Source organism: Pseudoalteromonas sp. GB43, assembly GCF_054923805.1.
Genome location: NZ_JBPCHJ010000001.1, coordinates 238036 through 261116 on the forward strand (window position 1 = coordinate 238036; position 23081 = coordinate 261116).

Sequence of the window (23081 nt, forward strand, 5' to 3'; positions counted from 1 at the left end):
CATGCTTGAATTTAATAACAAACAGATTGAAACAGACAAACAAGGCTATTTACTTGATTCAAATGATTGGTGTGAAGAGCTTGCACCCATTATTGCTGAGCAAGAGAACATTACCTTAAGTGAGCAGCACTGGGAAGTTGTGCATTTTGTGCGTGATTTTTACGTAGAGTACAACACCAGCCCTGCAATACGCATGCTGGTCAAAGCAATGGCCCAAAAGCTAGGTGAAGAAAAAGGTAATAGCATGTATTTGTATAAGCTATTCCCTAAAGGTCCAGCAAAGCAAGCGACTAAAATTGCAGGTTTACCTAAACCGGCTAGGTGTATTTAATGGTTAATAAAGCCAATAGCAAATCACGTCGCAGCAGAGGTCGAACTTATTCAAGGCCGACTCAAAAACGCCAAGTTAAAAAAGCAATTAGCCCTGAGCAGCGCAAAGTGGTGCTATTTAACAAACCATTTGATGTGCTTTGCCAATTTACCGATGACCAAAACCGCAAAACGCTTGCCGACTTTGTTACGATTAAAGACGTGTATGCAGCAGGACGCTTAGATAGAGATAGCGAAGGACTGTTGCTACTTACCAACTGCGGTAAATTACAACACACACTCACTGAACCCAATAAAAAAACAGCTAAAACTTATTGGGTGCAAGTAGAAGGTGATGTGACTGATGAGGCTATCTTTGCACTTAACAAAGGTGTAGAGCTTAAAGATGGCATGACCAAGCCTGCCAAAGTTAGACGTATTGACGAGCCGGCAATTTGGCCACGTACCCCGCCCGTTCGCGAGCGTAAAAACATACCAACCAGTTGGTTAGAAATATCTATCACTGAGGGGCGTAATCGCCAAGTTCGCCGTATGACAGCGCATGTTGGCTTCCCTACTTTGCGATTAATTCGTTACAGCATTGGTAACTATACCCTTGATGGATTAGAGAATGGCCAGTTTAAAGTAGTGAACAACCCTGATGCATAAACCCAATGTCACAGTGGCCGCCATCGTCACATGCCAAGACAAATTTTTACTTGTTAAAGAGCGCGATAAACACACAGGTGATATTTGCTATAACCAACCTGCCGGCCATTTAGAAGCCAATGAAACCTTAGCAGAAGCAGCTCACCGAGAACTTATTGAAGAAACAGGCATTAGCCTTCATGCCAATCACCTTGTAGGCATTTATAATTTGCATGCCGCAAATGGTGTTCACTACATGCGTTTTAGCTTTGCTTTTAATAGCCCAGAGCTATTTGAACCATCTCCCCAAGATGATGACATTCTCAGCGCAGATTGGTTTAGCCTTGAGCAAATTAAAAGCCTGCCGCTTAGAAGCCCTCTGGTTTTAAAATGCATTGAAGATCATTTAGCTGGTAAAGCCTACCCACTTAGTTTGATTTACCAATAACCGCTGTGATTTTGGCTGGTTTGGGCGTCTAAAAGCATGCTATAATATCGGCCTTTCCATAGCAGTTAAAAAATGACAGCGAATATTATGAGCGAAAATAGTCACATTAAAGTCATCGTGGGTATGTCCGGCGGTGTTGATTCTTCTGTATCAGCGTATTTATTAAAGCAACAAGGCTATCAAGTTGAAGGCCTGTTCATGAAAAACTGGGAAGAAGACGATAATGATGAATATTGCGCTGCAGCTGAAGACCTACAAGACGCACAAGCTGTGTGCGATAAGCTAGGTATTGAGCTTCACACTGTAAATTTTGCAGCCGAATACTGGGACAACGTGTTTGAATACTTTTTAGCAGAGTATAAAGCAGGTCGTACACCAAACCCAGACATCATGTGTAATAAAGAAATCAAATTCAAAGCATTTTTAGAATTTGCAGCACAAGCACTGGGTGCTGATTACATCGCGACTGGCCACTATGTTCGCCGTGAAAAGCGCGGTGATAAATTTGTAATGTGTCGTGGCCTTGATGACAACAAAGATCAAAGCTATTTCTTATACACTCTAAGCCATGAGCATATTGCGCAAACACTTTTCCCTGTTGGCGATATTGCTAAGCCTGAAGTACGCCGCATCGCTGAAGAGCAAGACTTAATCACTCACGATAAAAAAGACAGTACCGGTATCTGTTTTATTGGTGAGCGTAAATTTAAAGACTTCTTACAAAAATTCTTACCAGCACAGCCAGGTAAAATTGAAGATACCGATGGCAATGAAGTGGGTGAGCACGAAGGCTTGATGTACCACACACTTGGTCAACGTAAAGGTCTATTAATTGGTGGCATGAAAGAAGGTTCGGGTGAACCTTGGTATGTAGTTGATAAAGACGTTGATCGTAACGTATTAGTGGTTGGTCAAGGTAAAGACCACCCTCGCCTGTACAGCAATGGTTTAAATGCAAACCAGCTTCACTGGGTTGACCGCGAAGGCCCTAAAGGGACCACACGCTGTACTGTTAAAACTCGTTATCGCCAAGAAGATATCAGCTGTACTTTACTTGTTGGTGAAGATGGTATGGCACGCGTATTATTTGATGAGCCACAAAAAGCAGTGACACCGGGCCAATCAGCCGTATTCTACGCTGACGAAGTATGTTTAGGTGGTGGTATTATTGATTCGGTGATCAAATAATGACAGAGCACCAAGTCATGGCTTTAGCTGCCATGTGTCAAGTTGCTAAACAAGTACAAAAAGTTGCGCAATATGGCCAAGGCAGTGATCACGAATTAGAAAAATTACTAAACTGTATTGTCGAAACATCACCAAATAGCCCTGAAGACGTGTATCAGGGTAAATATAATTTACGTGAAGGCTATCGCATTTTGATTGCACAGCTTTCTGCCGGCGCAGACAAAGACGTCGAAATCGTAAAATATGTGGGTGGTTTAATGCAATTAGAACGTGCATTAAGTTCAAAACAAAACAGCTTAAATGAATTAGGTCGTCGCATTGATGATGTTAAACGTCGCCTCGACCACTTTGCTATCACAGATGATACTGTAGTAGCAGCGCTTGCTGATATTTACTCATCGGTGCTAAGCCCCCTTGGGCATCGTATTCAAGTGTATGGCAAGCCAGAGTTATTAAAACAGCAGCTCACGCAAAACAAAATTCGTGCCCTCTTATTGATCGGAATTCGTAGTGCCGTGTTATGGCGACAAATGGGCGGTAAACGCCGTCACTTTTTCTTTGCAAAAAGAAAAATCCTCGCTATTGCTAAACAATCAATTTAATTATCGTTCAAACTAGACAATTTAGGAGTCATTATGGAGCTTTCAGCGTTAACCGCTATCTCTCCGGTAGATGGTCGCTATGGCAGCAAGACCACGGAACTACGCAGTATTTTCAGCGAATTTGGTTTAATCAAATACCGTGTAACTGTTGAAGTTCGTTGGTTACAAGCTTTATCTGCAGCTAGCGCAATCAAAGAAGTACCGGCATTTAGCGACGAGGCTAATGCTTTACTTAATGCCATTGTTGATAACTTTAGCGAAGCTGATGCAGCACGCGTTAAAGAGATCGAGCGCACAACTAACCATGACGTAAAAGCAGTTGAATACCTACTTAAAGAAAAAGTAGCTGATAACGCAGAGCTTAACGCAGTTAACGAATTCATTCACTTTGCATGTACTTCAGAAGACATCAATAACCTGTCTCACGGTTTAATGCTTACCGAAGCGCGTGACAAAGTATTACTTCCATACTGTGACCAACTTCTAAATGCATTAAAAGAAAAAGCAGTTGAGTACAAGTCAGTTGCAATGATGACACGTACCCACGGTCAACCAGCTACTCCTTCTACAATGGGTAAAGAGTTTGCAAACGTCTACATGCGCTTAAAGCGTCAACGTGACCAAATTGCTAACGTAGAAATGTTAGGTAAAATCAACGGTGCTGTAGGTAACTACAACGCTCACCTAAGTGCATACCCAGATTACGATTGGCACAGCCACGCTGAGCAGTTCGTAACGAGCCTAGGTTTAACATTCAACCCGTTCACAACACAAATCGAGCCACACGATTACATTGCTGAGTTATTCGATGCAGTTGCACGTTTCAACACTGTATTACTTGATTTTGACCGTGACGTTTGGGGCTACATTGCACTTAACCACTTCAAACAAAAAACAATCGCAGGTGAGATTGGTTCATCAACTATGCCTCACAAAGTAAACCCGATTGATTTTGAAAACTCTGAAGGTAACTTAGGTATTGCTAACGCTATCTTTACTCACCTTGCGCAAAAACTACCTGTTTCTCGCTGGCAACGTGACTTAACTGACTCAACAGTGTTACGTAACCTAGGTGTTGGTATGGGCTACACACTTATCGCTTACCAAGCGACATTAAAAGGTGTTAGCAAGCTTGAAGTAAACGAAGAGCGTTTATTAGCAGAACTAGACCAAAACTGGGAATTACTAGCAGAGCCAATCCAAACGGTTATGCGTAAATATGGTATCGAAAAGCCATATGAAAAACTTAAAGACCTTACTCGTGGTAAGCGCGTAAACCAAGAAATCATGGCTGATTTCATCGATGGTCTTGAGTTACCTGAAGAAGCAAAAGTAGAAATGAAAAAATTAACTCCGGCTAATTACATTGGTCGTGCTGTTGAGTTCATCGACAACTTAGCTTAAATTCAAATTAAGACTTAAAAAAGCGAAAGGCCTTCCTTTCGCTTTTTTTATATCAATTCGCTTAGGTCATGTTATGTATCAATTAACCATCAATTCATTAACCCAAGAGCAATTTTTAGCTGAGTATTGGCAGAAAAAACCATTACTTATAAAGCAAGGCTTCAAGGATTTTGCAGATCCGATCGAGCCCGAAGAATTGGCCGGTCTTGCCATGGAAGAAAGCATTGAATCACGTATTGTGACCAATCACTCAGATGATTGGCAAGCATACCATGGTCCTTTTGAAGGCTTTAGCTTGCTAACTGAAAAGCACTCAACATTACTGGTGCAAGCAGTTGACCATTGGCATAGCGATGCAGCGCAACTATTGGAGCCATTTCGCTTTATTCCCAACTGGCGTATCGATGACTTGATGATCAGCTACTCTACCCCGGGTGGTGGCGTGATCGCATTTAGATCAATACGACGTGTTTATTATTCAAGGTGAAGGTAAACGCCACTGGCGAGTTGGTTTACCTGATGCGAACTTAAAGCAATTTGCACAAAATAAGAGCCTGTTACAAGTTGAGCAATTTCCTGCCGTGATCGACTGTGTGTTAGAGCCGGGAGATATTCTCTATATTCCACCAGGTTGCCCACATGAAGGTTACGCAGTTGAAAATGCACTTAATTACTCTGTGGGTTTTAGAGCGCCAAACCAACGCGATTTATTATCACAATTTGCCGATCACCTTATCGATACTGAGCTTGGTAATCAACGATACGGTGATGCAGAGCTTAAGTTGCGCTCATCTAAAGGTGAGCTTAACCAAACTGAAGCAGAAAAAGTAAAGCAACTTATGATTGCTGCAATTAATGATGACGCAGTATTCAAGACTTGGCTTGGTAACAGTATGAGTCAGCCAAAGCATGACATGGATTTAGCGCCTTTAGAAGAGCCATATACTTTAGATGAAGTAAATGACTTACTCAATGATGAAGACGTTGTTTTTGAGCGTTTAGGTGGTACCCGCGCTATCTATCAAGTAATTGACGATAAAATACTTTTAAGTATTAATGGTGTTAATTACATGCATGATTTAACTGACCTTGAATTAATAACAAAGCTCACCGATCAGACATGGGTGACCGCTGCTGACATAAATAGTTCAAAAAATAATCACATTTTCTTGAAAACCTTTACTACACTTTTAAATGAGGGTATTTGGTTTTGTTAGGAGTGTGTGTTTATGGGCTATAAAATAGATGAAGTTGAATGGAGTATCGACAAGGAACTCTTACAACAAATCCGAGAGCGGGTATTTGTATATGAACTACATATCCCAAGACACATTGAGTTTGACCATCTAGATAAAATAGCACATCACGTGCTCGTTACAGATGAAGGTAAACGCCCAGTTGCTACTGGGCGTTTATGTAATGATGGCCTTATCGGCCGTATTGCAGTTTTACCAGAACACCGTAATCGTTCGGTTTATAAATCATTATTGAATTACTTAGTTAATTTGGCTGAAAAGCAAGGCTGTGATTGTGTCAGCATTAATTGCATATTGAATGAAGTAGATAGATTCAAACAAAATGGTTTTTCGGCTGATGGTTTAGTGTTTATGGAAGCTGGTATTCCAAGGCAACGAATGCTCTGCCCGATTAAGCAATTTGATACGCGGTCATTCACTTTGGTGCATTAAGGTACATGTAAAACAAAAAAGCTGAATAACATTATTCAGCTTTTTCTTAGAAGGTATGCAGAGTTAGTTATGCTGGCTCATTTTGCCACATTTCTTCTTTTTCAAATAACTCATATAAGCCATGGGCACGGTTGATTAACAGATTAGCAAAATCAGCTTTGGTTTTATCTACCGCACCTGATTGCATTAGCTGATCAGCCTTCATTTGCCACTGCATTGAGAAATAACGTAATACTTCACGTGCATTGTTTGCTGCACTTGCTTCAGCGTGATCGGTTGGTAAACGACCTGTGATCACCCAATAGCTCTTACCGTTTTGTGCTTTAAATTTCCAAATAGCTACTAATGGCGCAATAAAACGGCTTTCTTTTTCTACAACAGTTTGCGGAATAACGCCTTTTTCAGCTAAATGCTTTTGTGCATTTTCGAAACATTCTCTTTGCCAAATAACACTTTGTTTTTGCGCTTCAGCTTGTTCTTCTGGTGTTAATGGTCTTGCTTGTTTTTGTTCCATGGTGGTTACTCTTTTACAACATTTCTGACACTTTAAGGTTTAAAATGGCGCTGTGCAAGTATTTACAGGCAATCAAAGAGCATTTAAATTTACTTGCGTACTATTCAATCAACCTAGAAAGAAGAGTTAGGCTCAGTTAAAAATTGCAGTTCTTCAGGAGTTGATTCGCGACCTAAAATCCTATTGCGATGTGGGTAGCGACCAAACCTATCAATAATCACTTTGTGCTTTAGTTCAAATTCAGAATTACTCATGCCTTTAAACAATTGCTCAGCCTGCTGGTGAATGATTTTAGATTCACTGTGCATAAACGGCATATAAATAAACGCAGCTTGATGGCTAGGTAATTTTTTATCAAATCCAAGTTCAATTGCTCTTTGCGCTAAGCTTAGTGCTTGTGGATCTTGGCTAAAAGCCTGCGCCGTATTACGGTAAATATTGCGTGAAAACTGATCTAACACGATAATTTCAGCTAAAGAGCCAAGGGCGTCAACTCGCCAATTAGCATGCTCGCCAGCGATAACCTGTAAAAGGCATTGTGAAAACTTAACCGTAATCAAGGCATCAACTTCATCAGATTGCTGATACCAAGCTTCTGGTCCTAATTCATTAAACCAAAAATCGATAATCCTTTGCTTATCCATAAACTTTCCTTAATTTCCAAGAACTTTTGCAGGATCGACACGGGTTGCTTGCCACGCAGGATATAAGGTTGCCAAAATAGCGAGAACAAATGTAACAATCACCGTTATAACAATATCTTGCCAAACTAGTTTACTGGGTAAAAACTCAATAAAATAAACCCCTTGTAACGGGTTATCGCCAAATAAGTTACTTGCCCAAGTGAACAGTTCACTGATGTTTAACGCTAGCATCACACCGATAACTGTGCCTAAGATCACACCAATTAAAGCTTGTGTAAAACCTTGCATTACGAAGGTTGCTAAAATGGTGCTATCTTGTGCGCCCATGGTTTTTAAAATTGCGATATTTGCCTGTTTTTCACGTACTTCCATCACTAATGACGAAACAATATTAAAACTCGCTACGGCAATTATTAAAAACACCACGATATACACAATAGTGCGAACCATTTGAATATCTTGATATAAGCTACCCTGGGTTCTAAACCAACTCGAGACATAGACATAATCAGGAATAACTTGCCCCACACGCATCGCCGTTTGATGGGCTGCGAACACATCAGCTACTTGTAATCGTAAGCCGGTTACTTGGTTTTGCTCAAAACTCAACACACTTTGCGCTTTATCAAGGCGAATGAAAGCCGCCGTTTCATCAATTGGATCGCCCATTTTTATAATACCCGCCAAATTCAAACTCACGCGTTTAGGTGCAAGCAAGCTTGTACTTTGCTGGTTTATCTGTGGAATTAATAAGGTAACTGGGTCGCCAATTTTAAGACCTAATCGGTTGACTATTTGTTGTCCTAATAGCACATCTTCTTGTTGTAATTGACTAACTAAGCGCCCTTCTGTGAATTGGTTTAACGCTGACACTTGGTTTTCAAATTCAGGACTAACACCACGCACTTCAACTGCTTTTAACTCACTTTTATATTGCGCCATGCCGTTGACACTTATAAACGGCGCAGCACCTGTTACACCGGCTTGAGAGCGTAGTAGAGCAACTTTTGACTGCCAATTATTGATTGGTCTGTTAGGGGCAACATATTCAACCTGAGGTACAACCGATAAAAGCCGATGTACTAGCTGCTGCTCAAAACCATTAATAACTGATAAAGCAACAATTAGCACAGCGACACCTAAAAGTATGCCGATTGTCGATGCTTTAGCGATAAAACTAACAAAACCGTTTTGTCCGTCTTTTTGGCCACTATGGGCACGAAAGCGTTTTGAAATAAAGGCACTAAGCAACATGCTGAGACTCTTTTATTGCGAGCTTACCATCATCTAAATAGGCAATTTTGCCTAGTTTATCTGCAAGTTCTAAATCATGGGTTACCACAACAAAACTGGTTTTTAAGCTAGTATTTAATTCTTTAATTAAATCGTAAATCTTAATTGCGTTTTGTTTATCTAGGTTACCGGTTGGTTCATCGGCAAGCACCAAAGCAGGCTCAGTTACTAATGCACGTGCTATTGCAACCCGCTGCCTCTCACCACCTGATAACGCCGAAGGTTTATGTTCACTACGATGAGATAACCCTACTTTATCTAGCATGTTATGGGCTTTTTCGGTTGCCGCTTTTGCGCTTAAGCCTTTAATTAATAATGGCATTGCAACATTTTCAATGGCAGTAAATTCCATTAATAGATGATGGAATTGATATATGAAACCTAAATTTTCATTTCTGAAACTGGCTTGTTGTTTACGGTTTAATTTGGAAACTTGCTGACCTTTAATTTCAACCTTGCCTGAGCTTTCGTTATCTAAGGTACCTAATATATGCAATAAGGTACTTTTTCCTGATCCAGAGCTCCCTACAACAGCTAACATTTCGCCTTGATTAAGTGCTAAATCAACCCCTTTTAATACCGCAACCTCGTTATCGCCATCTTGATAGACTTTATTTAGCTGCTGACAATTGATAACTAAATCACTCATAACGTAATACCTCTGCTGGATTCACTTTTGCAGCTTTTCTGGCAGGATACAAGGTAGCTAAAAAGCTCATCGCAATACTCCCTGCGGCAATTAAACTCAAACTCATCACATCAAATTTAACGGGTAAACTCACGCCCGCTAGTAAATTGATGCCTAACATATTCAATAATTCATTAATGTAGCTACTCAATAGCACACCAAGTAACGCACCAATACTGGTACCGATAAGACCGTTATATAAGCCTTGGATCATAAACACGTGCTGCACTTGTAACGGAGTTAAGCCCAGTGTTTGTAAAATAGCGACTTCACTTTGCTTCTCACTGACCATCATGGTTAATGCTGAAATGATATTAAACACTGCAACGAGCACGATTAAGCCAAGTAACATCGACATAATGCGCTTTTCCATTGCCACAGCTGCAAATAGTGTGCCTTGGCTAGCTCGCCAATCAGTCACTGTGTAATCGTTTAAAATAGCTAACTGAGATTGCAATACTTGCTCAACAGCAAATGGTTCATGCAGCGACACACTCAAATTGGGTGCTGCTGATTTTGCTAGTTTTAAAACTCTGCCTAACGAATAGCCACTGGTAAATGCCAATGACATATCAATTTCTGACTGTGTTTCATACAGTGCAGCAACAGTAAACAAGCGCTGACTAGGTACTCGACCAAGGGGAGTATACGAACTGGCATTAGGCATGATCACCCGTACTTTATCCCCAAGCGAAATACCCAATTTTCTGCTCAAATAGCGGCTAATCGCAATATGGTAGTTGCTGTCCATTACTTGTGACCAATTGCCGGCAACAATTTTATCTTTTACGTTATAGATGGAGCTTCCTTCATCATAAAGGCCTTGTAACAATACGCCGTGCAAATCTTGGTTAGTTTGTAAAATGGCTTCGCCATGGCGGTATAGGTTAACTTGTTTAACATCTTGAGAATTTGCTAGTTGCTGCTTTAACTGCAACATAGTTTCTTTCGAATTATCTTCGGCTGATACTTCAATATGGGGAATTAAACCAAGCATGTTGGTTTTAAGGTTATTTTCAAAGCCATTCATTACTGAACTAACTGTAAACAAGGCCATTAAACCAATAGCAATGCCCGCAATAGAGAAAAATGAAATAAATGAGATAAAGGCATTGCCCTTTGAGGAGCGACTATATCTCAGCCCTATAAAAAGGCTAACAGGTTGAAACATAATAAATTATGGGTATTCCAAGGGCTAAATATGCGCTCATGTTAGCATAGATTTAGCTAGCATGGGATGCGCGAAATTGTAAAAAATAATTATAAATCTGATACTTGAACAGTAGCAACCAAATGGTCAAGTAATGCTTTTACATTGGTTGCGATAAACTGCCTTGGTGGATACACCCCCCATACCCCTTCAGGTTCAGGAGCAACATTCGAAAGAACAGCAGTCAACCTGCCATCGGCTAAGTGTTCATTGACATAGTAATCTGGTAATTGCACGATGCCTAACCCTTTGATAGCAGCGTCAACCAATGCCCAACCACTGTTACAGGCCAAACGCCCTGCCACTTTGATGTGCTTGTCTTGGCCCTGCTCTTTTACCCGCCAGTAACTGTTATTACCAATCAGGCAATTGTGCTGATGTAATTCACTGACACTGTGTGGTTGGCCGAATTTATTGATATATTCAGGGCTACAACAAATAACAAGCCTGCGCTGACTGATGCGCCGTGCTTTTAATGATGAATCTTTTAAATGACCAAGGCGAATAGCGAGATCATACCCATCTTCTAGTAGATTGACTTGCTCATTGCTTAAATGGCTGATCACTTCAATATCTGGGTGCTTTTGCATAAACGAATGTACCGCAGGCATGATGAAACTTTCACCATACATCACAGGAGCTGTTAGTTTTATACTACCTTTTGGTGTCAGTTGCTGCTCTGCAAGCAGTGCCGTGGCATCATCCATGGCATGCTGTAATTGTTTAGTTTGATGCGCAAACACCTGCCCTTCTTGCGTTAGCACCACTTTACGGGTTGTTCGGGTTAACAATTGTGTGTTTAATCGCTCTTCTAATTGACTGACATAGCGGCTTACATGGTCACTGACATACCCAGTAGTTTACTTGCTTTTGTAAAACTGCCTGTTTCTGCTACCGCTAAAAACTCATCAATTCCGTGCCAACGATTCATTATTACCATACTGTAAAAGTGTTTTAATAAAACGAAGATTATCATTCATTGAGAAACAAATAAAATAGACTAAGTTTAATACTTACTTCCAACAACTATAAGGGAACGTTATGACTGATTTTATCAAATCAAAAGCGGCTATCGCTTGGGGTCCAAATCAACCACTATCAATTGAAGAAGTGGATGTAATGATGCCTAAAAAAGGCGAAGTGCTTGTAAAGATTGTTGCTACAGGTGTTTGTCATACCGATGCATTTACTTTATCTGGTGAAGACCCTGAAGGTATTTTCCCAGCAATCCTTGGCCATGAAGGTGGCGGTATTGTTGAAGCCGTAGGTGAAGGTGTAACACATGTTGAAGTAGGCGATCATGTTATTCCTCTTTACACTGCTGAATGTGGCGAGTGTAAAATGTGTAAATCGGGCAAAACAAATTTATGCTCTGCGGTACGTGAAACGCAAGGTAAAGGTTTAATGCCTGATGGCACAACCCGTTTCTATAAAGATGGTCAACCAATTTATCACTACATGGGTTGCTCTACCTTCTCTGAGTACACTGTATTACCAGAGATTTCACTTGCTAAAGTAAGCAAAGAAGCGCCTCTTGAAGAAATTTGTTTACTTGGTTGTGGTGTAACAACCGGCATGGGTGCTGTTACTAAAACAGCAAAAGTTCAAAAAGGCGATACAGTGGCTATTTTTGGCTTAGGTGGTATCGGTTTATCGGCGATTATCGGTGCGAAAATGGCAGGCGCTGGCCGTATCATTGGTGTTGATATCAACACCAGTAAGTTTGATCTTGCTACTAAACTAGGTGCAACTGATTTAATCAATCCAAATGACTTCGACAAACCAATCCAAGAAGTTATCGTTGAAATGACTGACGGCGGTGTTGATTTCTCATTTGAATGTATCGGTAACGTTAATGTAATGCGCTCTGCTCTTGAATGTTGTCACAAAGGTTGGGGTGAATCGGTAATCATTGGTGTTGCAGGTGCAAACCAAGATATCTCTACTCGTCCTTTCCAGCTAGTAACAGGTCGTGTATGGCGCGGTAGTGCATTTGGTGGCGTTAAAGGTCGCTCTGAATTACCAGAGATTGTTGAGCGCTATATGAACGGTGAGTTTGCGTTAAACGATTTCATCACACACACCATGAAACTTGAAGATATCAATGAAGCTTTCGACTTAATGCACGAAGGTAAGAGCATCCGCTCAGTTATTCATTATTAATCTTTAATTTAGCGCTAGGTTGATACCTAGCGCCTTTGTTTCAAGGATTTGGTTATGCTAGAAAACATAAGCTCAACAAAAGTCAGCGGTGGCTGGCATAAACAATATACCCACCACGCTAGCAGCACACATTGTGCTATGCGCTTTGCGATTTTTTTACCACCTGGTGCCAGCGAAACCAATAAAGTACCCGTCATGTATTGGTTGTCAGGTTTAACCTGTACTGATGAAAACTTTATGCAAAAAGCCGGGGCATTTAAGAAAGCGGCTGAACTGGGTATTGCGATTGTCGCTCCGGATACTAGCCCGCGCGGTGAAAATGTTCCTGACGATGAAAACTACGATTTTGGTCAAGGTGCTGGCTTTTATGTCAATGCGACTCAAGCACCTTACAATGTGCACTACAATATGTACGACTATGTGGTTTCTGAGTTACCTGCACTTATCGAGGCACACTTCCCTGTGACGACTAAAAAAGCCATTGCCGGTCACTCTATGGGTGGTCACGGCGCATTGATGATTGCACTTAAAAACCCTAAACAATACGTCAGCGCCAGTGCTTTTAGCCCGATTGTGAACCCGATTAATTGCCCTTGGGGTGAAAAAGCATTTAGTAATTACCTTGGTAGTGATAAAGCAAGTTGGCTTGAATACGACAGCTGTGAATTAATGAAAAAAGCCGTCGCTGAAGATTATTTACCCATGCGTATTGATCAAGGTGAGGCCGATAATTTCTTAGCTGAGCAACTCAAAACCGAGCACTTATTTGCTGTCGTAAACGAGAAAGATTACCCAGCCGAAATTAACATGCACGCGGGTTATGATCATAGTTACTTCTTTATCAGCAGCTTTATTGATGAACACCTAATGTTTCATCAAAAATATCTGTGATTAATATCTCATTTTAAGTGTGAGGGCTTAGCTTCCTCACACTCTTTAATACTGCGTGTGATTTGCCTACAAACTAACTGTGGTTGTTGTTCTTCTGGTTTGAGTAAACCAATAACAGCGCTATCAATTTCAAAGCCTAATTTTGCGAATGAGAAACCCTTTGGATCTTTTACAAAATTTTTAGTTTGATTAGAATTCGTAGTTCCAATATTAGCTGATTGTGAGTTTTGTGCAGAGCCGTCAAGAAAGACTCCTGCTGCCGTACACCCCGTTAATTTGTAGCTAAGTAAGCAAATAACAAGTTTTGAAAAGTTAATCTTCATTAAAACTATCCATTAATGTAGGTCTTTTTTTCGGCTCAGCTTTAACCTCAACACATTCTTTTACTGCGCGACTAATTTGACGGCATTTAAGCTCAACATCTTTGTCTTTGCTACCACTCTCCAAGCCTTCAATAATCGCTTTGTCGATTTCATAACCTAGCATCGTCATGGTCATACCATAGTTCACTCGGTCATTATCTTTTTTATCTGCATAGGCACTGGCAGGCTGTGCTTGGCTAGCACGCCCACCAATACCATCAGCAACTAAACGCCAATTACAGTACAGCCACTGAGCAAACTAACAGAAAGTAATAGATACAGAGATTTAAGCATTGGTCCTCCAATACACTTAAGCTTATTTTTAAGCATAATAACAAACGCGTAGTTTAACTGTAAAAAACTGTTGATTAATCACAAATATCGCGAATAAACTCTTTTAAAAACCCAACCAACTGCAATAGAAATATTAATAAGAAAGGTAAAGCGCCTAAAATTGCAACGCTACGATTTAACGGCTCATCTTGTAACATTAATAATGCAAAGCTGCATAGGAATAATGCTAAACACCATGCATAGAGGGTTACGCGGTTATTTTGCTCAGAGCTAACCAGTTCTCTTATGACTAATATTGCAGAGTCAGCGGATGTGGCAACAAATATCAACAGTAATAATAAGCTGGCCCAAATAAACAAGGTTCCTTGCCAGTCTAGTTGATTAAAAAATACAAATAAGCCTTGGCTGTAATCTTGTTTTATTGCGACTAAAATACCTGCTTGGTTAAGTCTATCCCATTCAATTGCTGCCCCCGAAAAGGTCGCAAACCAAATTATAGTGACTAAAGTTGGAATACACACAACCGCCAAAATAAATTGCCAAACCTTGCGCCCCTGACTAATTTTGACTAGGAACACACCAACAAATGGCCCCCACGCTAACCACCAAAAGTAATAATTATATGTCCAATGAGTGGCCCAGTCAGGCGTTTTTAACTGGCTATCAAATTGCCAAGTGCCGGTTGCAAGCAACTGTAAATAGTAGCCAGTTCCATCAAATGCAATCTTTATAATAGGCTCAATTGGCACCACTATTAGCAACCAAACAAGCAGACTAAATGCTAAAAGTACGTTAAATAGACTCAGTGACTGTACACCGCGACGTAATCCAAATTTAACCGACAGCGAATAAATAACGGCTAACAAACAAACGATTAATGAACCTACTAATAAAGTTGAAGTAACCCCCAACTCAATTTCTACGCCTTTACTTATCAATAAAGTTGAATTAGCTATGGTGCCGACGACCCCAAAAAAAATAGCGATTACCGCAAATAACTTAACAATAAACGACACAGTAAATTTTGCAGACTTATCAAAGCGATTACCAAGCGCCGTTAAAACAGGGGCACAAATATCTCCTGATTTACCACTGTATTGCGTTAATCCCCCAAGCACGAGCGCAAATACTGCATAAAGTGCCCAAGCATGGGCGCCCCAATTAACCAAGGTTAAAGCGAGGCTACTAGCTAGTCTATCTGGGTATAAGCTTTGTTTAAGTGGAGGGTCGAGAGAATGTAATGCAGGCTCTGCTACGCCCCAAAAAACCAAACCAGATCCCATTCCAGCTGCAAACAACATGGCAAACCAACCAAAGTTTGAATACTCAACAACAGCGTGTTCGCCACCTACTTTACGGCTACCGAGTGGGCTAATGGCTAAAATAATGATGGCAAACAATAAAAAATTCACCAATAAGAAAAAGCTACTACCAGTCCATTTTAAAATCATTTGTATAAACGGCTGAACTTGCTCAGTGATAACATCAGGCAAAATCACAGCAATCAGTGCACCAAACATACACAGTGCAAGTGCGGTTTTTTCAAGAGAGGAGATGGAATGTTTCAATGTGAAGCCTATTTTGTCAGCGTGTTTAGGATACTGTTAGCATGACTGAAATTCAAACAGCCAAAAGGCTGAAAAAATGACATAGCACTGCGTAAAAATCGCAAATTATAGCAAGGCATGCTTTTAAAAACCCGGCTACATGTCCCTAGTTTCATCATTTTATGTAATTTGTTGATCGGGTATTGAAATTGCAAAGCTATCATAATCTTTATAGCAAGGAACAAAGCATGGACTTTAATATTGATTGGTATGAAATTCTCGATAATTTAATTCACCTAGGCATTGCCTACTTACTTGCCCTTCCTATGGCATTTGATCGAGAAAAAACCAGTAATGGTGCAGGTCTTAGAACATTTCCATTAGTCGCTGTTGCATCTTGTGGTTATGCATTAGTGGGTATGTCTGTTTTAACAAGTTCAGAGGCAGAATCAAAAGTACTCGAAGGGATCATCACGGGTATTGGTTTTATTGGCGGTGGTGCAATTTTGAAGAACAAGAATTCAACGTATGGAACAGCCACAGCAGCCAGTATTTGGAACATGGGACTCATCGGCATTGCTGTGGCATTTAGTCGTTACGAAATCGCCTTTTTAATGGCGTTGATTAATTTCATAACGCTAAGGTATGTTAAGCGCTTAAAGTAAACAATTAACTAGCGTCATATTTTGAGTTAACGATGGCATAGCCAGTTTGTTTCACTTTAATCTCAGCAGGATTTGCAGATTTAACTAATAAACCGCATCGTCTGCTTTGCTCATCAATAACGTAGTTAACTGATTCACTCGCTTCAAGGTCAATGACTTGATCAGCACAGCGGATCTGTAATTTAGAAACATCGCTCGCGCCTTCAATTTTGATTGAACCGCGAGATAAAGATAAATATGACAGCTTATCTTTTGAAACATTAATTTGTGAATTAATCTGCGGTGTGCGCGCCAATAGGTCATCAATTTGCTTGATGGTGGCAAGTTTGTTTTCTTCTGAAAACTGTTTACCCTCGATATTATCTAACGCATAAATAGCATTGTAAGCAAGATTAAAATCGCCCTTAAAGCTGTACCATTGTAGCGCACTTTTAGCGACTAAATATTGTATATCCGTTGGCAACTTAGCTCGCAGTAAATAGGCTACAGACAACTGCTCATCAAAGCCAAACCATTGTTGTTGATGATAATAATATTGGCTTTTCAACCAAGCAAACAATGCCTGCTCAGAGGTGTTTTTAGTATGGTCTTTGTATAACTCAGCCAATGCTTGCTCAGCTTTATTAAACTCTTTTGCTTGTAGCATTTTATTGATTTCATCGTATTCATTAATGAAACCACGGCTCGCTTTATCATTTGAGTAACCATTAAAATACTTACCTACTTCAAATGAAAATAGGTAACCCCCTTCTACGGTTTTACCTTCTTTTGTAGCGGGTGCAAACTCTAAGTTGGTTAAGTATTTCTCTGCGTTTTCTTCGCTGCCGCGAGTATCAGATGCCATGATCACTTCAATATCTTTTGCCTTACCATGTGTATCAACCACATAAGACATTAATGCCCAACCTTCAAGGCGAGAGCCGTTATAACTACCTGGGTAACGTTTGTTTGAATTTTTAACAATGTAAGCTGATGTGGCGGCCTGTAAATCAACACCTAAGTCGTTGACATCTCGTGCTAAAGCCTGTGTTGGTAATGCGATAAGTGAACAAAGTGCTGCGAGTTTAGTGAATTTAATCATGATAATGGCTCCAATTCCCTTTGATAGGAACATTTATAGCACTAAAAAAGGCGCTTTAAAAGCGCCTTGCTGTCAAGAATGTGCTTAAACATGCCTTGATCTTAAAACATATCCTGGTAAGGGTTTGGTTTTGATAATAAAACTTTTTTATCAAAACCAGGGATTGTCATTGAATCTTCACTAATCTCAATGTCACTTTCATCAATTAAGCCATCACCAAAACGATAAATTAGCTCATATTGACCTAAATCTGCCTGTTGCTGATAGTCAGTTTGTGCTTGGAATACCTGAGTATGACGGTCTTGATATTGCGCCATAACCTCATCACCATGACGCTTTGCAAGCATCTTTAATGTAATTGCCGGTGATAACACAGTCGCTGTAGCATTGTTACCGCCAAACCCTTTTGAATTTATAAAGGCAATATCCATGGCATCACATTGATAATGTTCAGTGCGAATATCTAAATGCTCGCTATAAACATCATCTGCCACTTTATCAATTGTGGTTATACCCGGCATAATATTGTGACTAAACACACCTAATGCCATAGCTAATTGGTCACCACTGGCAGGAGCTATAGTATGGCCAACATACGCTTTAGGTGCAGCAACCTTCCAATTATCAATTGCAAAAGTCTCTGCCACTTTATGATAGATCAGTGATTCTGTTACGCGGTTTTGTGGTGTACTTGAGCCGTGAGCTAAAATGAAACTACGCTTTTGTACTGCTTCTTGGCCAACAATACTGCTCGCTAGTGCAACAGATTTGGCCATCGTAATGTAGTTACCAGGTCCGGTGCTGTTATTGATTTTTTAATGCCATCGGCATTTACAAACACATCTGCAACACTGCCTAACACATCTGCACCTAACTCTAATGCCAATGCATCATCCATTAAAATAGCAACTTGTGCACCTTCACCAATTGTAAAACCACAGTTTTCACCAAATGGACGACTGGTACGACGGTGATCAACCACATCTGTATTATCAAGACGCTTAAGGCCCTCTTCATTAGCAAGTGCGCTCATATTGCCAAAACCTTCAACGATTTCAGGTGTAATAGCACACTCAACAGACGCCACAATAGCTACACGCGTACGTCCTGCTTGAATATCGTTTACTGCTGCACGTAGGTTATATAAAAACGTTGCACAAGCACCTGATGTAGTAAAGGTTGTTCCCACATTGCCTGTTACATAAGCATTGATAAAGTCAGTCGACATGGTGTTTAAGCCAAGTGCAAGCTGTTTTGTACTCACACGGTCGCCCTGCTGACGCGCACGAATAAGTCCACCAAATCCTTCATCATCAACTTGACCAGCCACAGAAGCTGAGTAAGTGCCAATTTGATCAGGCTCAACGCTATTCATTACCTGCTGCCACGCCAGACCTGTCGAACGAATCGCATCAGTTGCGGCAAAGATAGTCGCTTGCAAGCCTCTTGGTTGATAACGGCTGTTATACATAGCCGAAGGTTCAAAACCTGTTGGTAATTGACCGGCCGCTTTAATTGGATTATCGCGCGTACTGTCATGTTTAATAGCAAGATCAGCACTAATTGTAACTTTCACTTTTTTATCAGTTAATTCTTCAACCTGCCAAGCACTTGGTACTGGAGTTGGTAAATCACGGCGGCGCGTTTCAAAAACAATCTGCTGTTCATCAGACGCTGTTAACGTCATTTTTTGCTGCCATGGCGTTGCATCAACATCGAAGTGATTTTTTTCAATTTTACGAATAAGTGTACCAGCTAAAATTTGTTCACCGAACTTAGCTTCGATGTCTGATTCGGCAATGGTATTGCCGTCAGCATCTTTTAGTAAACCTTCAGTAAGGGTGACTAAGTTCATTAATGTCGCTAAGCCTAAGAATGTCTCCTGACGGGCTTTAGCGTCCAAGCTGTCTAACACGATACGACGATAACCTTGATGAAAAGAAGTGCGGCCAGCGGCATTAATACCACCCATACCGACAATAACGGGTAATGCTGTCATAAAAAACCTTGAGAAAACGTGTTATGAGAATTAAGCCAAGTTTAAATGGATTAATTAACACGCTTTATGCTTAAATAGCCAAATAACCTGCATAACAGGCCAAAAATAACTGGTCGGAGCAATTAGAGTGACGAAACTTCAACAAGTAAAAGCTATTGAAATTAGTATTTTGGTTTATCCCCATTTATTAATAACCAGTTTAACCCTGCCTATCGAAATGCTCAGAGCTGGCGAGGCCTTTGCTAAAAGCCATCGTCAGCAAAACGAATTTAAACCCTTAAACATCAATTTAGTTGCAAGTAGTCTAAAAGCGATCCCCAATCGTACTGGGCTTTCGATTATGCCCGATTGTGAAACCGTCACAGCGCCTGTAAGTGACTTAATTATCGTTCCCGGGATTTGGCGAAACCCACGTCCAGTAGTAAGCAAACAAAAGAGTTTGGTGAACTGGCTTGGTGATTCTTGGCAGCAAGGCAGCCATATCATTGGTGTTGGCACAGGTAATTGTTTAGTTGCCGAAGCGGGATTACTAGATGGCCACCCTGCTACCACTCACTGGCACTACGCAGAACAATTTAAACGTGACTACCCTAAAGTACAGCTTAAGCCTGACTTTTTCATCACACAATCTGAGCGCATGTACACCGTTGCGAGTTTAAATGCCCTTGCCGATGTTATTGTGCATATTATTAGTCAATATTACGGCCGAGAAGCGGCGCAACATGTTGAGCGTAATTTCTCCCATGAAATTCGTAAACCTTACGAAGATCAGCGCTACCTTGAAGGTGCCGTTGATAAACACCCAGATGAGCTCATTGCACAAATTCAATTTTGGCTGAAAAATAATTTAACCTCAGAATTAACCCTGCAAGAAATTGCAGCGCAATTTAGTTTAAGCTACCGCACCTTTACGCGCCGATTTCGTCAAGCCACCAGCCAAACTCCTGTTGAGTATTGGCAACAGCTTAGAGTACAAACTGCAAAAGAGTTATTAGCGTCTTCAAATTTATCTATTCAAGAAGTTGCCCTGGAAGTAGGTTATAACGACCAAGGTCACTTAACACGAGTTTTTAAGAAAGTGCTTTCGCAAACACCCAGTGAATATCGCACAGTTGTTAGACGGAAACTATTTGGCTAAAACTAAAGTATCTAAATATATTTCAGGCTAAGTCAGATAAATCATATTTAAGTTGCTGAATTCAAGATTATTACTATCCTTTGACTTGTTGTATTAGTAATTGAGTAAATTTGATAAATGTATCAGCCAAATTATGATGAGTTAGTACAAAGTTGGAATAAAACGCTCGCTGTTTTAGCCCTGATTGCTGAAGTGCCCGTCGCATTAGTAATGAAAATAGAAAACAATATTATTAGTGTGTTTTCAAAAAACGATAACCAAGCAAATCCTTATGAAATTGGTGACAGCGAAGAGTTAGAAGATTCATAATTTATTGCGAGCATGTCGTAAAAACGCAGAACTTACTGAATATTCCAAACGCACTTATTGATGATGATTGGAAAGAAAACCCTGATATCAAGTTGAATATGATTTCTTATTTGGGTTTACCAATCTGTGCTGGAGATACTACCCCATTTGGTACTATTTGTATCCTTGATAGTAAACCCCATGAATATAATGAGCCAATAATAAAGCTACTCGAAACCATTAAACAAAGCTTCGAGACGCAACTAAAATTATTACATCAGCAAAAACAAGCGTTTGAGCAGCAACAGTTTACTGAGCTCGAGACCTTAATTCGAGGCATTGCTCATGAGATTAATACTCCTTTAGGTAACTGTATTACAACCGTTGATGTAACCAAACTTGCCTTAAATGACACTAAATCCCTACTAGTAAAAAAACAATTAAGCCAACAAGCACTACAAAACACATTAGATACATTAGAGAACACTAATGAACTGCTAGATAGAAATTTAACCGCATGTGCACATAAAATACGAATTTTACAAGATTTGCTGTATACCAAATCACAATCTAGTAAAACTGTCATTACCTTAGCTCAGCTTTCAGAATCACTTCAAGAACACTTAAAAGAGCAAATAAAATATCGTGCAATTAAATTAGACATTAATTATCAAAACCCACATAGCCAATTTGAAGTTGAAATAGAGCTACTCAAGCAAGTACTCATTATTTTGCTACAAAACTCAATGGAGCATGCGTTCAACAATATTGCAGACCCTGCTATAGAAATTAATATTTTTAATTTTGATGAGGTGTTAAAAATTCACTATAAAGATAACGGCAACGGTATCAGCAGCAATGAACTAAGCTCAATTTTCACCCCTTTTTTTAAAGGTAGCAGCAATCAATCAGGTATAGGGCTAGGCCTGAGTATTGCGAAGAAAATAGTTAGCCAACAACTACAAGGCGATATTTGTGTACAAGAAAGTGATGCAGGCGCCCATTTTTTAATTAGTTTACCTAAGTAAGTTGATAAGTTTAAATGTCTTTCGTAAATAAAATCTTACTAGTTCGTAGGCTGCCTCTGTCTTCATAACCTACAATTGAATAGCCATTTTTGATAAGCAGACTCAGCATTGCAGGAAAACGGTTCATCGACTTAACCTTAATGGTTTGGTAATTGTTGGCTTTAACCCATGCTTCTTGCGCGTTTAATAGAGCCTGTGCAATACCGTGCCCTCTACATTTTGGTGCAACCGCGCCAAGCCAACTATAAAAGGTATTTGAATCTAACGCATAACCCAGTTTGTAGGCCACAGGCTCATTATCGATATAAGCCACTAAAGCTAGGTGGTCAACATCTGCACACTGTGCTTGTAATTTACTGAGGGTATTTCGGCCATCAAACTCTGGTATTTGACTATCTATAAACAACAAATCTTCTAATCTAGCTGGCTTTATTACGTAAAGAGGCTCCATGAATAACTCTTATCTGATATCTTATGTCACTTTTCTTTTCGATAATACAACTTTGAGTAGCGTTTTACACGGGCATGCACACCACGACCTAGGCTCTTAAATTTAGCTTCAAGAACATCTACGCCATATAAAATCCCCACCACTAGCACTGATAGCTTTATCGCAGCGAGTAAGTTGTCAGTGGCAATGACAACACCAATTGATGCTAATACCCAAATCGTTGCAGCGGATGTTACACCAACAACCGCACCATCTTTTGCAAGCATCACCCCGGCACCCAAAAAGCCGATACCAGTAATGATCTGGCCAACGACACGTGAATGATCAATATCTTCACCATGTAACATAAACGCTGTTGATAGAAACAAATAAGTACCCAACACAATGAGCGCTGAAGTACGAATGCCCACAGGTTTGCCGCGTAATTGACGCTCCATACCAATAATTGCGCCGCAAAATGCGGCGCTACCTATTGCTGACCAAGAATAAGGAGCAATATCAAATAAACTACTTAGTGTCACTGCACTTCCAAATCAAA

24 protein-coding genes and 3 pseudogenes are annotated in these 23081 nt (G+C 40.2%); 14 read left to right on the plus strand and 13 right to left on the minus strand.

Annotated features, from left to right (window positions below):
- Position 1 precedes the first annotated feature (1 nt).
- The 8 genes and pseudogenes from ACRWSG_RS01150 to ACRWSG_RS01185 all read left to right on the plus strand — a co-directional run bounded on the left by ACRWSG_RS01150 (position 2) and on the right by ACRWSG_RS01185 (position 6287).
- Positions 2–331: a TusE/DsrC/DsvC family sulfur relay protein gene (locus ACRWSG_RS01150; RefSeq protein ID WP_054561599.1), complete on the plus strand. Its 330-nt coding sequence runs from the start codon at positions 2–4 to the stop codon at positions 329–331.
- Positions 331–978, plus strand: a complete 648-nt coding sequence (locus ACRWSG_RS01155) for an rRNA large subunit pseudouridine synthase E (RefSeq protein WP_462165396.1) — start codon at positions 331–333, stop codon at positions 976–978. The genes ACRWSG_RS01150 and ACRWSG_RS01155 overlap by 1 nt, the downstream gene beginning before the upstream one ends.
- Entirely contained in the window at positions 971–1405 is a 435-nt protein-coding gene (locus ACRWSG_RS01160; protein ID WP_199529684.1) for an NUDIX hydrolase, read from the plus strand. The genes ACRWSG_RS01155 and ACRWSG_RS01160 overlap by 8 nt, the downstream gene beginning before the upstream one ends.
- Before the next feature lie 87 nt (positions 1406–1492).
- Positions 1493–2593, plus strand: a complete 1101-nt coding sequence (gene mnmA, locus ACRWSG_RS01165; RefSeq protein WP_058585134.1) for a tRNA 2-thiouridine(34) synthase MnmA — start codon at positions 1493–1495, stop codon at positions 2591–2593.
- Complete coding sequence (hflD, locus tag ACRWSG_RS01170) at positions 2593–3195, plus strand: high frequency lysogenization protein HflD (protein WP_462165397.1); 603 nt, start codon at positions 2593–2595, stop codon at positions 3193–3195. Before mnmA ends, hflD begins: the two co-directional genes overlap by 1 nt.
- Positions 3196–3228: 33 nt before the next feature.
- Complete coding sequence (purB, locus tag ACRWSG_RS01175; protein ID WP_054561603.1) at positions 3229–4599, plus strand: adenylosuccinate lyase; 1371 nt, start codon at positions 3229–3231, stop codon at positions 4597–4599.
- Between the two features lie 73 nt (positions 4600–4672).
- Positions 4673–5816, plus strand: a pseudogene (locus tag ACRWSG_RS01180) (JmjC domain-containing protein).
- A gap of 12 nt (positions 5817–5828) precedes the next feature.
- Complete coding sequence (locus ACRWSG_RS01185; RefSeq protein WP_462165398.1) at positions 5829–6287, plus strand: GNAT family N-acetyltransferase; 459 nt, start codon at positions 5829–5831, stop codon at positions 6285–6287.
- A 67-nt stretch (positions 6288–6354) separates the two neighbouring features.
- On the opposite strand, the gene ACRWSG_RS01190 is transcribed toward ACRWSG_RS01185, so the two are convergent.
- The 6 genes and pseudogenes from ACRWSG_RS01190 to ACRWSG_RS01215 form a co-directional block, all read right to left on the minus strand.
- Complete coding sequence (locus ACRWSG_RS01190; RefSeq protein ID WP_054551411.1) at positions 6355–6801, minus strand: DUF4826 family protein; 447 nt, start codon at positions 6799–6801, stop codon at positions 6355–6357.
- 113 nt (positions 6802–6914) lie between these two features.
- Positions 6915–7445 (minus strand): DUF924 family protein, encoded by a 531-nt coding sequence (locus tag ACRWSG_RS01195; protein WP_199529687.1) that lies wholly within the window; start codon positions 7443–7445, stop codon positions 6915–6917.
- Between the two features lie 9 nt (positions 7446–7454).
- Positions 7455–8699, minus strand: coding sequence for a lipoprotein-releasing ABC transporter permease subunit (locus ACRWSG_RS01200; protein WP_462165399.1), 1245 nt, complete (start codon positions 8697–8699; stop codon positions 7455–7457).
- Positions 8689–9387: a lipoprotein-releasing ABC transporter ATP-binding protein LolD gene (lolD, locus tag ACRWSG_RS01205; protein ID WP_199529689.1), complete on the minus strand. Its 699-nt coding sequence runs from the start codon at positions 9385–9387 to the stop codon at positions 8689–8691. The genes ACRWSG_RS01200 and lolD overlap by 11 nt, the downstream gene beginning before the upstream one ends.
- The gene (locus ACRWSG_RS01210; RefSeq protein ID WP_199529690.1) at positions 9380–10597 is read right to left on the minus strand and encodes a lipoprotein-releasing ABC transporter permease subunit; all 1218 of its coding nucleotides are present in this window, start codon (positions 10595–10597) and stop codon (positions 9380–9382) included. The genes lolD and ACRWSG_RS01210 overlap by 8 nt, the downstream gene beginning before the upstream one ends.
- A gap of 89 nt (positions 10598–10686) precedes the next feature.
- Positions 10687–11567: pseudogene (locus tag ACRWSG_RS01215) on the minus strand (LysR family transcriptional regulator).
- Positions 11568–11677: 110 nt separating this feature from the next.
- Here ACRWSG_RS01215 and ACRWSG_RS01220 point away from each other — a divergent pair.
- Entirely contained in the window at positions 11678–12799 is a 1122-nt protein-coding gene (locus tag ACRWSG_RS01220) for an S-(hydroxymethyl)glutathione dehydrogenase/class III alcohol dehydrogenase (RefSeq protein WP_462165400.1), read from the plus strand.
- A 54-nt stretch (positions 12800–12853) separates the two neighbouring features.
- A complete protein-coding gene (gene fghA, locus ACRWSG_RS01225; RefSeq protein ID WP_199529691.1) occupies positions 12854–13690 on the plus strand; it encodes an S-formylglutathione hydrolase in 837 nt (278 codons plus the stop codon).
- Between the two features lie 8 nt (positions 13691–13698).
- Here the strand turns inward: fghA and ACRWSG_RS01230 are convergent, their stop codons facing one another.
- The 3 genes from ACRWSG_RS01230 to ACRWSG_RS01240 form a co-directional block, all read right to left on the minus strand.
- On the minus strand, positions 13699–14013 hold the full coding sequence (locus ACRWSG_RS01230) for a hypothetical protein (RefSeq protein WP_199529692.1): 315 nt from the start codon (positions 14011–14013) through the stop codon (positions 13699–13701).
- Positions 14003–14182, minus strand: a complete 180-nt coding sequence (locus ACRWSG_RS01235; protein ID WP_462165402.1) for a hypothetical protein — start codon at positions 14180–14182, stop codon at positions 14003–14005. The genes ACRWSG_RS01230 and ACRWSG_RS01235 overlap by 11 nt, the downstream gene beginning before the upstream one ends.
- Before the next feature lie 238 nt (positions 14183–14420).
- On the minus strand, positions 14421–15914 hold the full coding sequence (locus ACRWSG_RS01240; protein ID WP_462165404.1) for a BCCT family transporter: 1494 nt from the start codon (positions 15912–15914) through the stop codon (positions 14421–14423).
- A 227-nt stretch (positions 15915–16141) separates the two neighbouring features.
- On the opposite strand from ACRWSG_RS01240, the gene ACRWSG_RS01245 reads away from it, so the two are divergent.
- Positions 16142–16558, plus strand: a complete 417-nt coding sequence (locus tag ACRWSG_RS01245) for an MgtC/SapB family protein (RefSeq protein WP_199529693.1) — start codon at positions 16142–16144, stop codon at positions 16556–16558.
- A gap of 4 nt (positions 16559–16562) precedes the next feature.
- Here the strand turns inward: ACRWSG_RS01245 and ACRWSG_RS01250 are convergent, their stop codons facing one another.
- Both ACRWSG_RS01250 and ACRWSG_RS01255 read right to left on the minus strand, forming a co-directional pair.
- Complete coding sequence (locus ACRWSG_RS01250) at positions 16563–17639, minus strand: energy transducer TonB (RefSeq protein ID WP_462165405.1); 1077 nt, start codon at positions 17637–17639, stop codon at positions 16563–16565.
- A gap of 101 nt (positions 17640–17740) precedes the next feature.
- Positions 17741–19638: pseudogene (locus tag ACRWSG_RS01255) on the minus strand (beta-ketoacyl synthase).
- A 127-nt stretch (positions 19639–19765) separates the two neighbouring features.
- On the opposite strand from ACRWSG_RS01255, the gene ACRWSG_RS01260 reads away from it, so the two are divergent.
- The 3 genes from ACRWSG_RS01260 to ACRWSG_RS01270 all read left to right on the plus strand — a co-directional run bounded on the left by ACRWSG_RS01260 (position 19766) and on the right by ACRWSG_RS01270 (position 22092).
- Positions 19766–20776 carry a GlxA family transcriptional regulator gene (locus ACRWSG_RS01260; RefSeq protein ID WP_166340305.1) on the plus strand — a complete coding sequence of 337 codons (1011 nt, stop codon included), beginning with the start codon at positions 19766–19768 and terminating at the stop codon, positions 20774–20776.
- A 117-nt stretch (positions 20777–20893) separates the two neighbouring features.
- Entirely contained in the window at positions 20894–21085 is a 192-nt protein-coding gene (locus ACRWSG_RS01265) for a hypothetical protein (protein ID WP_462165407.1), read from the plus strand.
- Between the two features lie 98 nt (positions 21086–21183).
- A complete protein-coding gene (locus ACRWSG_RS01270; protein ID WP_462165408.1) occupies positions 21184–22092 on the plus strand; it encodes a sensor histidine kinase in 909 nt (302 codons plus the stop codon).
- A 10-nt stretch (positions 22093–22102) separates the two neighbouring features.
- Here ACRWSG_RS01270 and ACRWSG_RS01275 read toward each other — a convergent pair whose 3' ends face one another.
- Positions 22103–22543, minus strand: coding sequence for a GNAT family N-acetyltransferase (locus ACRWSG_RS01275; protein WP_294409738.1), 441 nt, complete (start codon positions 22541–22543; stop codon positions 22103–22105).
- Between the two features lie 26 nt (positions 22544–22569).
- Complete coding sequence (locus ACRWSG_RS01280) at positions 22570–23064, minus strand: MgtC/SapB family protein (protein ID WP_054551426.1); 495 nt, start codon at positions 23062–23064, stop codon at positions 22570–22572.
- Positions 23065–23081: the final 17 nt, after the last annotated feature.